Here is a 15,849-nt window from a genome sequence, read left to right as displayed (position 1 = left end):
GGGTTTTTCAGTGACCTCATCATTGATCCGGTCTTTTTATGTTGATTATCAATCATCAAATTAATTATCCCAATTTCTTGGAATCTGCCACGAATTGTGCCAATCCTGAATCTGTAAGTGGGTGCTTAAGAAGATTAAGGATAGAGGGTAGTGGAGAAGTGATGACATCTGCGCCGATCTTTGCACAGTTGATGATATGCATAGGACTTCTGATAGATGCAGCTAGGATTTCTGTATCAAACATATAATTGTCATAAATCACTCTGATTTCTTCAATCAAATTTAAGCCATCCACAGAAATATCATCCAGTCTTCCTAAGAATGGAGAAACATAAGTTGCTCCAGCTTTTGCAGCTAAAAGTGCCTGTCCTGCTGAAAAAATCAATGTACAGTTTGTTTTAATACCTTTATCTGAAAAATATTTTAGGGCTTTTACACCATCTTTAATCATAGGGATTTTTACCACGATTCTTTCGTGAAGCGCAGCTAACTCATCACCTTCTTTTATCATTTCTTCGTAAGTTGTAGAAAGAACTTCTGCAGAAACATCGCCATCGGAAATATTACAGATATCAACATAATGTTTGTTGATAGCTTCTTTGCCAGAAATACCTTCTTTTGCCATCAGTGAAGGGTTTGTAGTTACACCATCCAGAATTCCCAAATCCTGAGCTTCTCTGATCTGATCCAGATTGGCCGTATCAATAAAAAATTTCATAAATAGATTTTTATATGTTTTATTTTTCGCAAATATACATTTTTAGTTTACGTTTAGAAAATGCAAAAAAAGAAGTCCGAAGACTTCTTTTTTTATTACTTCATTGCAGTTTCTTTTGCTTTGAATTCGTTATACTTAGCAGTATTCTGTGTGGTCATATACATACCTTTCAGAAGGCTTACCACTTCCTTGTTATTAGGATCGTTAGCATATAATTTTTCAGCGTAAGGCAAAGCTTTCTGGAATCTTGCTCTTCTCTGTTCCAACACTTTATTAGCTTCATCAATTTTTCCTGCTTTCTTTAGATCTCTGTATTGATTGATAGAAGTTTCATCTTCGCCGATAATAGCAAAAACAAGATTGTTGAGTGCATTTGGAAATTTAGGATCAAGATCAACAAGTCTTTTAAAAATTGTCTCTGCTTCAGCTTGCTTAGAAGGATCTTTGCTTAGCATCACGCCAAGATTGTAAAGGCTTTCTTTATCATTGGGATTTGCAGCGATTTTAGCATTCAAGTTTTTAATAAACTCATCAGTTTTGCCTGATTTGAAAAGGGCGTTACCCTGAGTCTGGGAAAGAGATTGGTTTTTAGGGAATTTCTTCAAACCTTCTTCAGCAATTTTAGCAGCTTCATCATATTTTTGCTGTTCAAAAAGTAACGAAGCGGTAACTTCATAAAGTTCTTCTTGTTTGCTAGGGGTTTTTTCTACTTTAAAATCGGAATAGCCAGCCTGAGCTTTTTTATAAAGGTCAAAAGCAGTTTTGTCCAGATTCTCTATTTGACCGGTTTTAGTATTTTTCGCTGTGTAAACAGTTTCTTCACCAGTATAATTCGCTTTGATTAAGGAAGCTAAAATATCAGCAGCTTTACCTTTGTTTTCAGGTGACTGAGCATATGCTACACCTGCATAGTAAAGGAAATTCTTATTATCTTGGCCTGCTGCTTTGAACAGATAATAAGTTTCTGCAAATTTTGCTCCCGCTACATTAAAATTCTTACTGTTGTATGCGTTAGTAGCTTCTTCATTGGCTTTTCTAAGCAAGGGATCGATGGATTGTCTCAGTTTTTCGGTTAGAGAGGGCGCGTATTTTTCTTGTTTTAGAGAAATGCCATTTCCAAATTTGTCAGCTGATTCTTTTCCTACAAAATAAACTTTATTTTTATCGGCATCTTTTCCTGAGTAGATTTCTTCTGAGCCTAAAGTATTTATTTTAGCCAGATATTCGGCACCTTCGGTACTTTTTCCGGATTTTAAAAGAGATAAACCTTTGGCGTAATAATATTGTTCCAAAACAGAAGGTTCAAGAAGATATGTTTTCTCTCCAAACATTCCTTCAGCTTTTGATAGTTCTGAATTAGCAGTCGTAAGATCTCCAGAATCTACTGCTTTTACAGCATTAGCAATTTCTTTTTTTTGTGCGAAAGCGATGGTCGCAGTAAGCATTGCTAAACTTAAAATTAACTTTTTCATTTATTATACTTTATAATTTATTCGTTTTCTTCTGAGTCATCTTCATTTTCTCCCGCTTCTTCATCTTCAATTTCTCGCAGTTCATCTTTATCCCCGAGATTGATCTGATTGTCTCCAGACTGTGGTTTTTCTTTCAATTCTGGGTTATTGCTGTCATTTTCTGCACCTTCTTCATTTTCTTCTATTTCCACATCTTTGTCCATTTCTACCTTAGCGATTGCTGCAATTTCGTCATTACCTTTCAGGTTTATGACTTTCACACCCTGCGTATTTCTGCCCATCACTCTAAGGTCTGCAGTATTCATTCTGATAGCAACTCCAGATTTGTTGATAATCATTAATCCGTCTTCATCAGTAACGCTTTGTATAGCAATCAGATTTCCTGTTTTTTCAGTGATATTAAGGGTGATGACACCTTTTCCGCCTCTGTTTGTAACTCTGTAATCTTCCACAGCGGTACGCTTTCCATAACCTTTTTCGGATACTACCAGTACAGTGTCATTCTCAAGGTCATTAACCACAATCATTCCGATTACTTCATCATTATCTTCAAGGGAAATACCTCTCACACCGATTGAACTTCTGCCGACTGCTCTTGCTTTTTCTTCAGGGAAACGGATACATTTCCCATTTTTAGTAGCAATCATAATTTCGGAATTTCCGTCAGTAAGTCTTGCACCTAGTAAGGCATCATTATCACGGATTTCGATGGCGTTTACACCATTAGTTCTAGGTCTGGAGTATGCTTCCAGAGATGTTTTTTTGATGGTACCGTTTTTGGTAATCATCACCACATTCATCTGGTTGATGTATTCTTGATTTTTAAGATCTTTTGTTCTGATGTAAGCTTTGATTTTATCATCCGGTTCGATGTTTATCAGATTCTGAACAGCTCTTCCTTTTGCAGTCTTAGAGCCTTCCGGAACTTCAAAAACCCTCAGCCAGAAACATTTGCCTTTTTCTGTGAAAAATAGTAAATATTCGTGATTAGTAGCGGTTACGATATATTCAAGGAAATCTTCATCTCTTGTAGTTGCGCCTCTGTTTCCAACGCCACCTCTGGATTGTACTTTATATTCTGATAGTAAAGTTCTTTTGATATAACCGGCGTGAGAAATTGTTAATACAACTTTTTCATCAGGGATAATATCTTCGATGGACATTTCGCCACCGGAATAATCAATTTCTGAACGTCTTTCATCACCATATTTTTCTTTGATTTCAAGCAATTCATCTTTGATGATCTGGTAACGTCTTGGCTCGTTAGAAAGAATATCTTCAAGATCTTTGATTAAAGCCATTATTTCCTCGTATTCTGCACGGATTTTATCGAGCTCCATTCCGGTCAGACGAGCCAATCTCAAGTCAAGAATAGCCTGTGCCTGAATTTCCGACAACTCAAACTCAGAAATCAATCCTTCTTTTGCAGCCTGCGGATTGGCGCTATGGCGGATAATTGCAATGGCTCTATCCAGAGATTCCTGAGTACCAATGACCTTCATAAAACCTTCAAGAATGTGAGCTCTTTCTTTGGCTTTTCTAAGTTCATATTCTGTTCTTCTAACGATCACTTCGTGTCTGTGCTCTACAAAATGATGAATCAAATTCTTCAAGTTCAATTGCTCAGGTCTTCCTTTAACCAATGCAATGTTATTAACTGAAAACGAAGTTTGTAGGGAAGTGTATTTGTATAGAAGATTCAATACGACATTCGGAATCGCATCATTTTTAAGTTCATAAACAATACGAAGGCCTTTTCTGTCGGACTCATCACGGATTTCGTAGATTCCTGTTATTTTTTCATCTTTTACAAGTTCTGCAGTTCTGGCAATCATCTCGGCTTTATTGACCTGATAAGGCACTTCCGTTACAATGATTGCATTTCTGTTTCCAATTTCCTCAAAATTGACTTTTGCTCTTAGAACTATACGTCCTCTTCCGGTGTGAAATGCATCCCGAACGCCATCGTAACCATAAATGATTCCACCAGTAGGGAAATCAGGTGCGATGATGTGTTTCATAAGGTCGTCTATAGAGATTTCATTATCATCTATATATGCACAGATCGCATCAATACTTTCCGTTAGATTATGTGGCGCCATATTGGTTGCCATACCAACGGCGATCCCGGAAGTACCATTTACTAAAAGATTTGGTATTCTTGTTGGAAGAACTGTTGGTTCTGTTAAGCTATCGTCAAAGTTATTTTGAAAATCTACAGTTTCTTTATCAAGATCGGCAAGGATTTCATCGGATATTTTTTTAAGTCTTGCTTCGGTGTAACGCATTGCTGCAGGTGGGTCTCCATCCATAGACCCGAAGTTTCCCTGTCCATCTACCTGCTCGTAACGCAAGCTCCAAGGTTGTGCCATTCTCACCATCGCGTCATAAACCGATCTGTCTCCATGAGGGTGATATTTACCCAAAACATCTCCAACGATTCTGGCAGATTTCAAATGTTTTCTGTTAGAAAATACATTAAGACCATACATACCGTACAGAACACGTCTGTGAACAGGTTTCAGTCCATCTCTTACATCGGGCAACGCTCTTGAAACAATGACCGACATCGAATAATCGATGTAAGAGGTTTTCATCTCGTCAACAATGTTGATTGGTATTAACCTTTCTCCTTCCTTTTGCATAAAAATTTTTAATTAATTGTAAATCAGAGGAATATACAAGCTTCTGATCTATTCAGTTTTTCTGATTTTTGTAACGGGCTAATTTACAAAAAAAATACGATTTTTGTGGTTCGAATTTATCAACAATAATCCTAAAAAATAAAAAATGAGCATACTAAGTATTACCTTCCATACTACCGAACATCAAATTGCGGACTGGGACATCTATCTTGAAAGTGAATTGCATCAAATGATTGAAAATCTTTTGGATGTAGATAAATATATATTATCAGATGTTCATTCGGAAATGCTGAATGAAGGAAAAAACACCAATCTTTTTTTGTGGTTTGATAACGATGAATTGCGCAGCCAGTTTATGGAAAGTGAACTGGTAAATCTGGCAGAGCGAATAGCAAAAAAATTTGGCAATGAGGTAATGGTTTTTCCTACATTTCTCAATCCGAAACAAAAGAGATTCTAGGAAGTTTTAATTCCTATTTATTATATCCCAAATAATTGCATTAAATTTGCACCTAAAATTTAGACGAAATACATTAATCAAAAGTACTCAATACGGAGTACAAACAAACAATTTATGAGTGCACCTCAAGCAATTACAGAGCTGATTACTCTTGCAGACGGCAGAGAAATCACAATCGAAACAGGGAAACTGGCAAAACAGGCTGACGGATCTGTTGTAGTAAAAATGGGCGGAACAATGCTTTTAGCAACAGTTGTAGCCAACAAAGAAGCCAATCCTGGTGTAGACTTTTTACCTTTAACGGTTGATTACAGAGAAAAATTCTATGCAGGCGGTAAAATTCCTGGAAACTTTTTCAGAAGAGAAGCTAGACCATCTGATCAGGAAATCCTGACAATGCGTTTGGTAGACAGAGTTTTGAGACCTTTGTTCCCTGAAGATTTCCACGCGGAAGTTCAGGTAATGATTTCATTAATTTCTTATGACGGACAGTCGATTCCTGATGATTTGGCAGGTTTGGCGGCGTCTTCAGCAATTGCAATTACCGATATTCCTTTCAACGGACCAATGTCTGAAGTGAGAGTAGTAAGAATCGATGGTCAACTTTCTATCAATCCAAAGTTCGAAGATCTTGCAAAATCTGACCTTGATATTATGGTTGGAGCGACAAAAGATTCTATCGTAATGGTGGAAGGTGAAATGAAAGAAATCACAGAAGCAGAAATGCTTGAAGCGATTACTTTTGCTCACGAAGAAATTAAAAAACAAGTAGAAGCTCAGGAAAGACTAGCACAAAAAGTTGGTAAATCTTTCCCTAAAAGAGAATACAACCACGAAAATCACGATGAAGCCATCCGTGAAAAAGTGTGGAAAGAAACTTATGATAAAGTTTACGAAGTAGCTAAAACGCCTTCTAGCAAAGAAGAAAGAGGCGAGAAATTCAAAGCGGTACGTGATGAATTCTTAGCTCAATATGTTGAAGATGCTGAAGAATTGGAAAGAGTAACACCTTTCGTAAAAGTATATTACCACGATGTGGAAAAAGAAGCGATGCGTCAGATGATTTTGAATGATAAAATCCGTCTTGATGGTCGTGATCCTGAAACAATTCGTCCAATCTGGAGCGAAATAGATTATTTACCAGGAGCGCACGGTTCTGCGATATTTACAAGAGGAGAGACTCAGTCTTTAACGGCTGTAACGCTTGGTTCTGTAAAAGATGGAAATATGGTGGACAGCGTAATGGTAAATTATGACGAAAGATTCTTCTTACATTATAACTTCCCTCCATTCTCAACAGGTGAAGCTCGTCCTTTAAGAGGAACTTCAAGAAGAGAAGTGGGTCACGGAAACCTCGCTCAAAGAGCTTTGGCTAATATGATTCCTGAAGAAAATCCTTACACGATCCGTGTTGTTTCTGATATCCTTGAATCTAACGGTTCATCATCTATGGCGACTGTTTGTGCAGGAACTTTAGCATTGATGGATGCAGGTGTTCAAATCAAAAAACCGGTTTCTGGTATTGCAATGGGATTGGTAACTGATGTTAAGTCAGGTAAATTCACTGTGCTTTCTGATATTTTAGGAGATGAAGATCACTTAGGTGATATGGACTTCAAAGTAACAGGAACTGAAGACGGAATCACAGCTTGTCAGATGGATATTAAAATCCAGGGATTATCTATGGATATTATGGAGAAAGCGCTTCTACAGGCTAGAGAAGGAAGACTTCATATCTTAGATAAAATCACGGAAACAATTGCTGAACCAAGAGAAGATGTGAAACCTCACGCTCCGAAAATGGTGATGATGGAAATTCCTAAAGATTTCATCGGAGCTGTAATCGGGCCTGGTGGAAAAATCATTCAGCAGATGCAGAAAGATACTGATACTGTTATTGCTATCGAAGAAGTTGGCGAAATCGGTAGAATCGAAATTTCTGGTGTTAGCAGAGAGAAGATCAACGAGGCGATTGCAAAAATAAACGAGATTACTTTTGTACCGGTTGTAGGTGAAGTTTACCAAGGTAAAGTAGTGAAAGTAATGGATTTCGGAGCTTTCGTCGCGATTGCCAAAGGTACTGAAGGTTTACTTCACATCTCTGAAATCGAGTGGGCTCGTCTTGATAAAGTTCCTTACAAAGAAGGCGACGAAGTGGAGGTGAAATTTATGGGTTATGATGACCGTAAGAAAATGAAACTTTCTAGAAAAGTTTTGTTGCCAAGACCACCAAGACCCGAGAAAAAAGAAGGTGAGCAAAGAGGTCCAAGACCGGAAGGGCAAAACAGATCTGATAGACCGGCGAGACCAGAAGGTAACAGAAGACCAGAGGGCGAAGGCGAGAAACCTGCCGGAGAACAAAATCCTTCTAACGAAGCTTAAGATTATTAATTAATCATATGAAAACCACCGAATTTCGGTGGTTTTTTTTATTACCGATGAATTTTAATTCTTTGGCAGCAGATTTTTTATTTTTTCTGAAAATATTCTGATAGTTTTTTATTCCTCAAACAGATGATAGAATAGATAATTGTTAATGAGTGTCATAAAAAATTATTACAAAATGATTGTTCACACTTATCGGATGAGTCTATTAATTTGGTACAGACCGATTCCCTCATTTTAATTCTTTATCACCATTGTCAGTTCTATTAACTGAAAAATGATATTTTTGACAAAAAATTGTAATGATATTAGAACAGCTAAAGAATTCTCCTGAAACGATTAATTTTAACGATGTTATTGTCTTTATAGACGAAAATTATAATTTCAAACCCGTAAGATTCGTCAATGGAACTATAGTGAATGAGGCCAATCAAAATAATGGCTCCTGTAAAATTTTCAGTTTTGCTAAAATAAACAATCTATCCGAAAAAGAAACCTTGGCTTTATTTGGCGATTTTTATAGAAATGACGTTCTCCTAAATCCTGAAGGAGAGGATCATCAAAATATCAGGAACTTTATAAAATATGGTTGGAATGGAATTCTCTTTACTGAGGATGCGTTGGAAAAGATCTAATACCTTTGGCTCACTTCTTGTAATTAAGTTCAAAATTTAAAATTATGAAATCAAGATTATTAAGAATGGCTTTGACCTGGGTAGCGCCAATTGTAATTGGTTATGTTGTTAAGAAGTTTGAAGAGCGAGTAAATACAAAACAAACTAAAAAAGCTATTAAACCATAACAATACCGCTGATTCCAGCGGTATTTTTTATAATTAATGGTGTTATATCAGCGTGAAATATTAACAAATGATTATTTTGGCTTAAATTTTGAAACTTAAAGAATAATCAATAATACAAGGTCATTATAATTATTCTTACATTTAATTAAACTATAAATTTTAACTTATGAAAAAATATTTCACTATTATTCCATTATTTTTAATTTTGGGATTACTAACAAGCTGTGAAGCAATAGAAACAATTTTCAAAGCCGGAATGTGGTGGGGAATTATCCTTGTGGTAGGTGTTATTGGCTTAGTGATGTGGTTGTTATCAAGGGGTAAAAACTAAGAAAAGCGGGAAGTTTCCTAGTCATGGTCGGAAGAAATTCCGGCCATTTTTTATGACTAAGTTTTGAATACCTTTCCGGGGTCTCCGCCTGCAAAAATGATAAGTATTTCGGTAATCATATCGCGAAGTTCCATGGCAATGCGCCTTTTTGCGGTTTTGTAGCCTAAAGCGTTGGCTTTTTTGTAAATCAGCAAAAGCATTGAGGCAATCATCGTCATGTATACCATCACTTCGATGCCATTTTTGTTGAGCGAGACCAAATGGCTCAGATTGAGTTCCTGCTTTAGGAATCTGAAGAAAACTTCAATATCCCAGCGTTTGCGGTAATAGTCAGCAATTTCCTTGCTGGTGAGTTCAAACTCGTTGGTTAAAAACCAAAACTCTTTCTTTGTTTTTTCGTTACGGATTACCACCAATCGAAAATCAGTTTCTACTTTTTCTTCGCGGTGATGCACGTTTCCACGCTTGTTTTGTACCGGGATTCCGGTGTAGAGTTTTACTTTACTGTCTTTCAAGACTCTCCAGTCATCCCATCTCTCCAAACCTTGCGAAGTGAGATAGGATTCGACTTCTTCAAACTTGCGGTTTTCTTTAGAACGGACAATGAATTTTACCGACTTTTCTTCAAATTCCTTCATCACCCTTACCGACTGCAAACCCCTGTCGATAACATAAATATTACCGTGATGTTCTTCCTTTTTTACCTGCTTTAGGATGGCTTCCGGCAGCGCATTGTCTTCTGCAGAATATTTCTGTCCGGTAAAAACCTCTGCTCCCGAAGGCAGAACACCATCAAAAGAAAAACTAAACTTCACCAATTTTTTACCGCTTTTCTGGTCGATGCCTTCCTTGAGTTTTGAGCAGGTATCGGCGACAATAGTACTGTCCACCCGGATAAGGTTGTATTTCTCTATCTCGGCTTTATCGTAGAGTTGCGAAAATCTTCCGTACATCTGCTCGTAGATTTCTTTGAAATAATTAGGGTCAATTTTGGAGAGCCTCTCCGAGATGGAGCTTCTGCGTACTTTTTCTTTCTCGCCCAAACCGAAAAGTGCTTTGAAGCCGCTGCTGTTAAATGTATCTTCAAGAGTTCTCTGGCTTAGTTTTTCATTGTCGAAGATACAGAAAAGCAAAAGGTAGAACATTTTCTTGCCATGAAGCACCTTGCTGTAATAGTCCACCTTCGTGGTTGCAGAAAGATGGCTCAAAAGAGCTTCGGGAATAAAATCCAAAACTTGTTTAAGAGAAATCTTGTGGTCTTTAAATACTGACATAAGTTATTGATTATCAGATATAAAGATACGAAATAAAACCCATTAATCCAAATTAAATCATTGAAAATCAACAAGTTAACCAAAAAAATCAAAAAATTTTAAATACAAAAAGTCGGAAGAAAAATCTTCCGACCATGACTAGGAGATTTCCCGCTTTATTTTTTTATAAATAAAAATTAGAGATTTTCAAATGTTTGGCTCAGATCATTATACCCGCCGCCATTATAAACATCGGTCATTCCTTCGGATTTGAAATAGTCCACTGCTTTTCCAGAGCGGTTTCCGGATCTGCAAAAGAAAATTTTTGTTCCGCTCAGGTTTATAATTTCCTGTTTTCTGTCTTCTAGTTCTCCCAAAGGTATATTTTGTGCTTCTTCTATATGCCCATCCATTTCTAGTTCTAGCGGCTCACGTACGTCTATAAGGTGATAATTGCCGGCTCTTAATACATCTTCTATTGCCATTTTTTTTAAATTTTAAGTTATAGAACAAAGCTAACTAATAATTTTGTTTAAAATCATATCCAAAATTAAAAATTGTTAAAAATTAAATGTCTTAATTTTGCGAATCGTAATGAATCCTAAAGAAAGATATACGCAACTTATAAAAACCAAAGCTTCTGCTTTTGGTTTTCAGTCTTGTGGGATTTCCAAAGCAACTTTCCTGGAAGAGGAAGCTAACAATCTGGAGAGATGGCTGAAAAAAAATTACCATGGCGAGATGAGGTACATGGAAAATCATTTTGATAAGCGACTCGATCCCAGGTTGCTGGTAGATGGTTCGAAGTCTGTGATTTCATTAAGCTATAATTATTTTCCGGATAAAATAATTGAAGCAGATTCGTTTAAACTATCCAAATATGCTTATGGTGAAGATTATCATAATGTTATAAAAGATAAACTCAGAAATCTTGTGGCAGAATTGCAGGAAGAAATAGGGGAGTTTTCATTCAGGGTGTTTGTAGATTCGGCGCCTGTATTGGAAAAAGCGTGGGCTAGAAAGTCTGGTATTGGCTGGGTTGGTAAGAATGCCAATCTCATTACAAAAAAAAATGGGTCATTCTATTTTCTGGCTGAGATTATCTGTGACTTGGAGCTTACTGAGGATTTTCCTGTGACGGATCATTGTGGGAGTTGCAGAAAGTGTATTGAATCCTGCCCAACACAAGCCATTATTTCTGATAAGATTATTGATGGAACCAAATGTATTTCATACGCAACTATTGAACTGAAAGAGCAGATTCCTGACTACTTTAAAGATAAAATGGATGATTGGATGTTCGGTTGCGATGTCTGCCAAGATGTTTGTCCTTGGAACCGATTTTCTGCTCCAACGCTGGAAGAAAAATTCCAGCCCAATTCTCAACTTCAAAACTTTACAAAACAAGACTGGAAAGATATTACCCAAGAGATTTTCTCCGAGGTTTTCAAAAAATCTGCAGTCAAAAGAACAAAATTCGCTGGACTGAAACGAAACCTCGATTTTTTATCTGACTAAATTTCCGTTACCGATTATCTTTTTTTCTGGATTCTTTTCGGGGCCACTTTGACTCTTAATTTTAATCGTTTGCGATATTGATGTTTTTTTGCCATATTTTGTTGATTTTATGCTAATAAAATTCAATAACTTTTCTGATAAAAACAAGAATTTTAATAATATTTAATATTTTGATTTTGTGTTCATATTTTTATTAATTTTATAGTTCGCACGTTGGGCAAATCATAAGATGAAAAAACCGTTATTATTTATCCTAAAAGTCATCGGCTTCTTACTGGGAGCCGTTTTTTTATACGTTATTTTGGGTCTGTTGATTCCTTGCATTCCTGTGCGCGCAGAAAAGACGGATGATGCAAAAACCATAGAACTCTATATTCTTACCAATGGTGTTCACACAGATTTGGTAGTTCCTGTCAAGTCAAAATACATCGATTGGAGCAGTAAGCTGCCCTTCGAAAATACCAAAGGACAAAAGACTGATTTTGATTATATTTCTTTTGGCTGGGGCGACAAAGGTTTTTATCTGGATACGCCAACCTGGGCAGAGCTAAAGTTTTCTACCGCATTCAAAGCGGCGTTCTGGCTTAGCGATTCCGCGATGCATTGCACTTATTACAAACAAATGAAAGTTGGAGATGATTGTAAAAAGATGATGCTCACTGAAAAACAATATCAGCAATTGATTCATTTCATCGATTCCAAATTTGATAAAGACGCTTCCGGAAAATATATTCTGATAAAAACAGATGCTGTCTACGGAAATGATGATGCTTTTTATGATGCGAAAGGAAGCTATAACTTTACTTACACCTGCAACACTTGGGCAAATAATGGGTTGAAAGCCGCAGGACAGAAAGCCGCACTTTGGACACCCACGGATTTTGGGATTTTTCAGCATTATAAAGATTAACTTAATGAGAAGGATTTATTATGTTCCCGGTATCCTAAGCGCTGTAATGATTCCCATTTTGTTTTGGTTTTACGGAAATCGAGAATTGCAAAAACCCATCCCTAATGTGATAGATTTAGGTTTACCACATAAAGTTCATTCGACAAGTTCAAAAGAAGAGAAAAATAGAATTTATCAAAATTCTTTTGAACCTTACAGAAGCTGGAACTACAAGAAAATCATTGTAAAACCTAATACTGCAAGACAAAATTCAAATTATTACGTTTCTGAATTAAAAAAATTACAACAAAGAAATCAAAAAGAAACAGGAATTGAGTTTATCATCAATGATGAAAATTCTTATGATGATTTTATTTCTATTTTGAATGATTGTCATATCTCAAAACAAGAAATGTACGGTGTAGATATGGATAAAACTTGGCATTTATTTGTACTTGTAAATTATAAAGACCCAAAAAAAATTGATAGAGGGTAGAGGGTATGATATCGTTTATGGAAATGATAATATAATTTATGACTATAAGGAGAGTGACTATTTTCAATGTATTCAAAAACTATCCTACCAAATTTCTCAACTTCCCAAACAAGCCTTCTATTTTATTTTTGGTTTCTTGATTTTCTTAAATATTTCAATGTTAAGTATCAAAGAATCTTTTCAAAAACATTAAATTTGCCCATCAAAAAGCTAAAAGCCAATCGCTATTAGCCAAAAGCAACAAATATGACTTCACAGCAAATAAGACAACAGTTTTTAGATTTTTTCAAAAGCAAAGAACATCTCATCGTTCCTTCGGCGCCTATTGTGCTGAAAGATGATCCTACGTTGATGTTTTCCAACTCGGGGATGACGCAGTTTAAAGATTATTTTTTAGGTTACAAAGAACCGAAAGCTTCAAGAATTGCCGATACACAAAAATGTCTGAGAGTTTCCGGGAAACATAATGATCTGGATGATGTGGGCAGAGATACTTATCACCACACGATGTTTGAAATGCTAGGGAACTGGTCTTTTGGCGATTATTTTAAAAAAGAAGCGATTTCGTGGGCTTGGGAACTACTGACCGAGGTTTATAGAATCCCGAAAGAAAATCTTTATGTGACCATTTTTGAAGGTGATGAAAAAGAAAACCTTGAAAGAGATACAGAAGCGTATGATCTGTGGAAACAATTCATCTCGGAAGACAGAATCATCAATGGTAATAAAAAAGATAATTTTTGGGAAATGGGAGCGAGTGGACCGTGCGGACCTTGTTCAGAAATCCACGTTGATCTGAGAAGTGAAGAAGAAAAATCCAAAGTTTCCGGACTTGATTTAGTCAATAACGATCATCCTCAGGTTGTTGAGATTTGGAATCTTGTTTTTATGCAGTTCAACAGAAAAGCAGACGGTTCTCTGGAAAATCTTCCTGCAAGACACATCGATACGGGAATGGGATTTGAGCGTCTTTGTATGGCTTTACAACAAAAAGAATCTAATTATGATACGGATGTTTTCACGCCTTTAATTGCTAAAGTTGAAGAACTTTCAGGTAAAAAATATACTGGAATTTTAACAGACGAAAAAGACATCGCAATCCGTGTAATTGTTGACCATATCAGAGCGGTTTCTTTTGCCATTGCAGACGGACAGTTGCCTTCCAATGGCGGTGCAGGTTACGTAATTCGCAGAATTTTGAGAAGAGGGATTTCTTATGCTTATCGATTTTTAGACAGGAAAGAACCTTTCCTATACCAATTGGTGGCCGTTCTTCAGGAACAAATGGGTAAATTTTTCCCGGAACTGGAAAAGCAGGGAACTTTGGTTACAGAAGTGATTAAAAGTGAAGAAGAATCTTTCCTGAGAACCATTGAAACAGGATTGATTAGAGTTGATAAATTAATTCAGCAGACGATTTCAGAAGGTAAAAAAGTATTGCCAACAGAAGAAGTTTTTGAATTATACGATACTTATGGTTTCCCGGATGATTTAACAAGAATTATTGCGGAAGAAAAAGGTTTAACGATTGATGAAGCGGGATTTGAACAAGCTCTTAACGAGCAAAAACAGCGTTCAAAAGCAGATTCTGCTCAGAAAGTTTATGATTGGGTTACTTTGGAAGAAAAACCGGAAAACTTTGTAGGTTATGATAAAACGGAGTCGGAAACTTACATCACAAGATATAGAAAAGTAGAAAATAAAGACGGAGAATTTTATCAGGTCGTCTTGAGCGAGTCGCCTTTTTATCCGGAAGGTGGTGGACAAATAGGTGATAAAGGCGTTCTTGAAAATGCCGTTGAAAGTTTCGAAGTTTTGGAAACTAAAAAAGAAAACGGACTGATTATCTCTTTAATCAATGGACTTCCGAAAGATGCCGGAGCTGTTTTCTATGCTAAAGTAAATGCTACAGACAGAAAAAATTCTCAAGCAAATCACTCGGTAACGCATTTGTTGCACGAAGCTTTAAGAGAAGTTTTGGGAACTCACGTTGAGCAGAAAGGTTCATTCGTGGGTCCGGACTATTTGAGATTTGATTTTTCTCATTTTTCTAAGATGACAGAAGATGAATTGGCTTTGGTTGAAGAAAAAGTGAACGCTAAAATCCAGGAAAGTATTGCATTGCAGGAATTCAGAAATATCCCGATTCAGGAAGCTTTGGACAGAGGTGCAATGGCTTTGTTCGGCGAGAAATATGGTGATAATGTAAGAATGATCCAGTTTGGAACATCAATGGAACTTTGTGGTGGGACACACGTAAAAAACACCAGCGAAATTGGACTTTTCAAAATTGTCTCCGAAAGTTCTGCAGCTGCTGGAATCAGAAGAATAGAAGCCATTTCTGGTGATAAATCGGCAGAATATTTCAAAAATCTTGAGAAACAGATCGCAGCACTTTCTCAATTACTAAAATCAAAAGATGTTGTAAGATCTATCGAGAAACTAATTGATGAAAACAGCACATTGAAATCTGAAGTGGAAGCTTTCAAAAAAGAAAAAGCAAAAGGTGAAATCGATGACTGGAAAGGAGCATACGAGCAAAAAGGTGATAAATTACTTTTGGTTAAAAAAACTTCTTTGGATGCAGGTTCGGTAAAAGACATCGTTTTCCAGCTGAAGAGAGAAATCCCAACTTCTATTACAATTATTCTTTCAGATGCGGACGATAAACCAATGATTACTGTTGGTGTTTCTGATGATCTTGCAGGTGTTTATCAAGCAGGAGCATTAATAAAAGAGCTTGCAAAAGAAATCCAGGGCGGTGGCGGCGGAAATCCGGGCTTCGCAACAGCGGGAGGGAAAAATCTTGATGGTTTGGAAAATGCGTATCAAAAAGCTTTAAATATTTAAAATCTATTAAGATTTACTTTAAAAGAGAAT

14 protein-coding genes are annotated in these 15,849 nt (G+C 36.5%); 9 read left to right on the top strand and 5 right to left on the bottom strand.

The window, feature by feature from the left end; translation table 11 throughout:
- Positions 1-64: 64 nt before the first annotated feature.
- The 3 genes from fsa to gyrA all read right to left on the bottom strand — a co-directional run bounded on the left by fsa (position 65) and on the right by gyrA (position 4,835).
- Positions 65-718: a fructose-6-phosphate aldolase gene (gene fsa, locus EGH73_RS00890; RefSeq protein ID WP_089771046.1), complete on the bottom strand. Its 654-nt coding sequence runs from the start codon at positions 716-718 to the stop codon at positions 65-67.
- Positions 719-813: 95 nt separating this feature from the next.
- A complete protein-coding gene (locus EGH73_RS00885) occupies positions 814-2,190 on the bottom strand; it encodes a tetratricopeptide repeat protein (RefSeq protein WP_123280249.1) in 1,377 nt (458 codons plus the stop codon).
- Between the two features lie 17 nt (positions 2,191-2,207).
- Positions 2,208-4,835 carry a DNA gyrase subunit A gene (gene gyrA, locus EGH73_RS00880; protein WP_123280248.1) on the bottom strand — a complete coding sequence of 876 codons (2,628 nt, stop codon included), beginning with the start codon at positions 4,833-4,835 and terminating at the stop codon, positions 2,208-2,210.
- 145 nt (positions 4,836-4,980) lie between these two features.
- Here gyrA and EGH73_RS00870 point away from each other — a divergent pair, with 145 nt between their 5' ends.
- The 5 genes from EGH73_RS00870 to EGH73_RS00855 all read left to right on the top strand — a co-directional run bounded on the left by EGH73_RS00870 (position 4,981) and on the right by EGH73_RS00855 (position 8,813).
- Positions 4,981-5,295, top strand: coding sequence for a DUF4286 family protein (locus tag EGH73_RS00870; RefSeq protein ID WP_123280247.1), 315 nt, complete (start codon positions 4,981-4,983; stop codon positions 5,293-5,295).
- A 114-nt stretch (positions 5,296-5,409) separates the two neighbouring features.
- Positions 5,410-7,677 (top strand): polyribonucleotide nucleotidyltransferase, encoded by a 2,268-nt coding sequence (locus EGH73_RS00865; protein ID WP_123280246.1) that lies wholly within the window; start codon positions 5,410-5,412, stop codon positions 7,675-7,677.
- A 305-nt stretch (positions 7,678-7,982) separates the two neighbouring features.
- Complete coding sequence (locus EGH73_RS00860; RefSeq protein WP_123280245.1) at positions 7,983-8,315, top strand: HopJ type III effector protein; 333 nt, start codon at positions 7,983-7,985, stop codon at positions 8,313-8,315.
- Between the two features lie 44 nt (positions 8,316-8,359).
- On the top strand, positions 8,360-8,482 hold the full coding sequence (locus tag EGH73_RS14255; RefSeq protein ID WP_262605254.1) for a hypothetical protein: 123 nt from the start codon (positions 8,360-8,362) through the stop codon (positions 8,480-8,482).
- A gap of 166 nt (positions 8,483-8,648) precedes the next feature.
- Positions 8,649-8,813, top strand: a complete 165-nt coding sequence (locus EGH73_RS00855; protein WP_123280244.1) for a phosphatidate cytidylyltransferase — start codon at positions 8,649-8,651, stop codon at positions 8,811-8,813.
- Between the two features lie 56 nt (positions 8,814-8,869).
- Here EGH73_RS00855 and EGH73_RS00850 read toward each other — a convergent pair whose 3' ends face one another.
- Positions 8,870-10,087, bottom strand: coding sequence for an IS4 family transposase (locus EGH73_RS00850; protein ID WP_088263686.1), 1,218 nt, complete (start codon positions 10,085-10,087; stop codon positions 8,870-8,872).
- A gap of 176 nt (positions 10,088-10,263) precedes the next feature.
- The gene (locus EGH73_RS00845) at positions 10,264-10,551 is read right to left on the bottom strand and encodes a rhodanese-like domain-containing protein (protein WP_123280243.1); all 288 of its coding nucleotides are present in this window, start codon (positions 10,549-10,551) and stop codon (positions 10,264-10,266) included.
- Between the two features lie 109 nt (positions 10,552-10,660).
- Between EGH73_RS00845 and queG the strand changes: the two genes are divergently transcribed.
- From queG to alaS, 4 genes are all read left to right on the top strand, one after another.
- Positions 10,661-11,584, top strand: a complete 924-nt coding sequence (gene queG / locus EGH73_RS00840; protein ID WP_123280242.1) for a tRNA epoxyqueuosine(34) reductase QueG — start codon at positions 10,661-10,663, stop codon at positions 11,582-11,584.
- Positions 11,585-11,813: 229 nt separating this feature from the next.
- Positions 11,814-12,494 (top strand): TIGR02117 family protein, encoded by a 681-nt coding sequence (locus EGH73_RS00835; RefSeq protein WP_123280241.1) that lies wholly within the window; start codon positions 11,814-11,816, stop codon positions 12,492-12,494.
- Between the two features lie 4 nt (positions 12,495-12,498).
- Positions 12,499-12,969, top strand: a complete 471-nt coding sequence (locus EGH73_RS00830; protein ID WP_123280240.1) for a hypothetical protein — start codon at positions 12,499-12,501, stop codon at positions 12,967-12,969.
- Between the two features lie 246 nt (positions 12,970-13,215).
- Entirely contained in the window at positions 13,216-15,819 is a 2,604-nt protein-coding gene (gene alaS / locus EGH73_RS00820; protein ID WP_123280238.1) for an alanine--tRNA ligase, read from the top strand.
- Positions 15,820-15,849 lie beyond the last annotated feature (30 nt).

This window comes from Epilithonimonas hominis, assembly GCF_003730015.1.
Lineage (GTDB): Bacteria > Bacteroidota > Bacteroidia > Flavobacteriales > Weeksellaceae > Epilithonimonas > Epilithonimonas hominis.
Note: the sequence above shows the minus strand (reverse complement) of the source record. Positions and strands in the feature narration are given on the sequence as shown.

What these genes read in the sequence shown, in the direction of transcription:
- fsa (WP_089771046.1), bottom strand. Translation starts at nt 718, where the DNA reads ATGAAATTTTTTATTGATACGGCCAATCTGGATCAGATCAGAGAAGCT.
- EGH73_RS00885 (WP_123280249.1), bottom strand. Translation starts at nt 2,190, where the DNA reads ATGAAAAAGTTAATTTTAAGTTTAGCAATGCTTACTGCGACCATCGCT.
- gyrA (WP_123280248.1), bottom strand. Translation starts at nt 4,835, where the DNA reads ATGCAAAAGGAAGGAGAAAGGTTAATACCAATCAACATTGTTGACGAG.
- EGH73_RS00870 (WP_123280247.1), top strand. Translation starts at nt 4,981, where the DNA reads ATGAGCATACTAAGTATTACCTTCCATACTACCGAACATCAAATTGCG.
- EGH73_RS00865 (WP_123280246.1), top strand. Translation starts at nt 5,410, where the DNA reads ATGAGTGCACCTCAAGCAATTACAGAGCTGATTACTCTTGCAGACGGC.
- EGH73_RS00860 (WP_123280245.1), top strand. Translation starts at nt 7,983, where the DNA reads ATGATATTAGAACAGCTAAAGAATTCTCCTGAAACGATTAATTTTAAC.
- EGH73_RS14255 (WP_262605254.1), top strand. Translation starts at nt 8,360, where the DNA reads ATGAAATCAAGATTATTAAGAATGGCTTTGACCTGGGTAGCGCCAATT.
- EGH73_RS00855 (WP_123280244.1), top strand. Translation starts at nt 8,649, where the DNA reads ATGAAAAAATATTTCACTATTATTCCATTATTTTTAATTTTGGGATTA.
- EGH73_RS00850 (WP_088263686.1), bottom strand. Translation starts at nt 10,087, where the DNA reads ATGTCAGTATTTAAAGACCACAAGATTTCTCTTAAACAAGTTTTGGAT.
- EGH73_RS00845 (WP_123280243.1), bottom strand. Translation starts at nt 10,551, where the DNA reads ATGGCAATAGAAGATGTATTAAGAGCCGGCAATTATCACCTTATAGAC.
- queG (WP_123280242.1), top strand. Translation starts at nt 10,661, where the DNA reads ATGAATCCTAAAGAAAGATATACGCAACTTATAAAAACCAAAGCTTCT.
- EGH73_RS00835 (WP_123280241.1), top strand. Translation starts at nt 11,814, where the DNA reads ATGAAAAAACCGTTATTATTTATCCTAAAAGTCATCGGCTTCTTACTG.
- EGH73_RS00830 (WP_123280240.1), top strand. Translation starts at nt 12,499, where the DNA reads ATGAGAAGGATTTATTATGTTCCCGGTATCCTAAGCGCTGTAATGATT.
- alaS (WP_123280238.1), top strand. Translation starts at nt 13,216, where the DNA reads ATGACTTCACAGCAAATAAGACAACAGTTTTTAGATTTTTTCAAAAGC.